Origin of the sequence: Paraburkholderia atlantica (assembly GCF_009362785.1) — a bacterium.
Taxonomy (GTDB): Bacteria; Pseudomonadota; Gammaproteobacteria; order Burkholderiales; family Burkholderiaceae; genus Paraburkholderia; species Paraburkholderia atlantica.
In genome coordinates, this window is record NZ_WHNQ01000155.1 from 1 (window position 1) to 2,291 (window position 2,291).

2 protein-coding genes and 1 pseudogene are annotated in these 2,291 nt (G+C 57.2%); 1 reads left to right on the forward strand and 2 read right to left on the reverse strand.

Going from position 1 to position 2,291, the window contains the following annotated elements; all coding sequences use genetic code 11:
* Together GCT19_RS41680 and GCT19_RS41685 are read right to left on the reverse strand one after the other, a co-directional pair.
* Positions 1-391 (reverse strand): annotated as a pseudogene (locus GCT19_RS41680) (IS6 family transposase); the annotation flags it as partial.
* Positions 392-576: 185 nt separating this feature from the next.
* Positions 577-1,089, reverse strand: coding sequence for a lytic transglycosylase domain-containing protein (locus GCT19_RS41685; RefSeq protein ID WP_408582419.1), 513 nt, complete (start codon positions 1,087-1,089; stop codon positions 577-579).
* A gap of 620 nt (positions 1,090-1,709) precedes the next feature.
* Between GCT19_RS41685 and GCT19_RS41690 the strand changes: the two genes are divergently transcribed.
* Positions 1,710-2,291 (forward strand): IS6 family transposase (locus tag GCT19_RS41690; protein ID WP_152855067.1); only part of this gene is annotated, 582 nt, incomplete at its 3' end.

Sequence of the window (2,291 nt, forward strand, 5' to 3'; positions counted from 1 at the left end):
TGATGTTTGACCGCCTTGCCGAAAAAGGCTTTTGCCGCGGCCACATCGCGCTTTGCCCTGAGCATGAAGTCTACCGTCTGGCCGTCCCGATCCACCGCCCGATATAGATAAACCCATTTGCCCCGGATCTTCAGGTACGTCTCGTCAACCCTCCACGACCGTCCCGCAGACGTGGCAAAATGGTTCCAGCCCTTGACGAACTCGGGCGTATAGCGGCGCACCCAACGCAGAATCGTCGTGGGAGCCAGCGACAACCCTCGCTCAGCCATCATCTCGACGAGATCGCGCAGGCTGAGTTGTAGCGCAGATACCAGCGCACACAAAGAATGATCACCTCACGGTCAAAATGACGGCCGGCGAATAGTCCGTCCAGATTCTTCAGCTTGTTCATCGCGGCTTCTCAAATCGGTCAGGGCGACACTCTAACCGATCCTTGAGCGCTATTTGCACCACAACCTCCTTAGTCTGGCTTTATATGGATTATTCAATGCTGGCTTCATGATGTTGCGCTTTTACACAACCCGCAGCATCTTTGCAATACCCCCATCCGGACAAAGCCGACAGAACCCGAGAGAGTCATTCAGACGGCGGACCATTACCTGCATCGGCCGGCCGTAGCTTTGCAGTACGCGCACCCGACCGGTCCTCGGGGCGCACCTGCCAGCGCCGCAGGATGCCGTCGATCTGGCGCGCGTATTCGTCGCGCAGCGCTGGCGTGGCTGAATGATAGGCGCCGACTGCGGCCCAGGTATTGCCATATTTGATCATCTGGCGACGCAACTGCCATGCCGCAATGTACACGCTTTTGCAGGGCGACATCAGCGCGTCCTTACCGATGCCGTAGCGCGCGAGTGCGGGCAGATGAATCGTATTGATCTGCATCAGCCCGTAGTCGACCGAGCCGTTTGCATTGACGTGCATCGCATCGGCGCGATTGTGCGACTCCTGCCACGCAATGGCGCGCAGGATGAGTGGATTGACGTGCTGGTACGCAGCGGCATCATCGAAGCAGTTGGCGCGCGCGAATGGCGCCGCTGCGAGGCCGCAAACGAACACGACGCAGTTCATCACGATACGGGAGATTGTCATGGACGAGTGACGGAAAACAGGGTAGACAGCGTGATGCGCAACTGGTTGCGGGTTTTGGCGGATTTCAGCGGTTGTCCGCTCAAGCGAAGGGATGATGCATGAAGTACCCAGCATCGCTAGATGTGCCCTGCGAAGCAATAACCTGATTGGCGAAGTGATTGGTGGCTTTGTCCGGATGGGGGTATTGCAAAGATGCTGCGGGTTGTGTAAAAGCGCAACATCATGAAGCCAGCATTGAATAATCCATATAAAGCCAGACTAAGGAGGTTGTGGTGCAAATAGCGCTCAAGGATCGGTTAGGGCAATGCTGATGAAGTCCACCGCTTGTGCGCGTCAAGCGTTATAGAGCGCGCAAGCAACGAGAAAGGCAAAAGACAATGAAGCAGCAGACGCTCGCGATGGCCGCGGATCAAGGTGCGGGGTTCGAGACCCGACGCAAACGCACGCGGCGCGACGAGTTTCTTGACACGATGAACACGATCGTTCCGTGGAGCGAACTGTGCGCGGTAGTCGAACCGTATTACCCGAAACGCGGCAACGGTCGCCCGCCGATTGGTTTGGAGGGTTCTGTTGCAGTAAGGCCCACGTTAAGATTGGGTAGCGAATTTTTGAGCTGTGCGATGAAGAAGACGAAGACACCGCGAACCACACTCGCGCCGGGCCTGGCCAAGGTCCTGAAGCGCCTTCACTACCCGCTTGAAGTGATTTTGCTGTGCATGCGATGGTACGTGGCCTATTCGCTGAGTTTGCGCAATCTTGCGGAAATGATGGACGAGCGTGGTATCGCGGTGGATCATTCGACGGTGTACCGCTGGGTCATCAAGCTGCTGCCGCTCTTCGAAAGGCGCTTCCGCAAGCACAAGCGTCCGGTTGGGAAAAGCTGGCGAATGGACGAGAGCTATAGCAAGATCAAAGGCGAGTGGAAATATCTTTACCGGGCAGTGGACAAGGCGGGCGACACGGTCGAATTCCTGCTCAGGGCCAGGCGGGACAAGGTCGCCGCCCGGCGGTTCTTTGAAAAGGCGATCGCCCATAATGGTACGCCAGAGACCGTGACCATCGACAAAAGCGGCTCCAATCTGGCCGCACTGGATGCGGTGAATGCCGATCGCGAGACGCCGATCAAGGTCCGTCAGATCAAGTACCTGAACAACATTGTCGAACAGGACCATCGGGCTATCAAACGCCGGAGCCGGCCGATG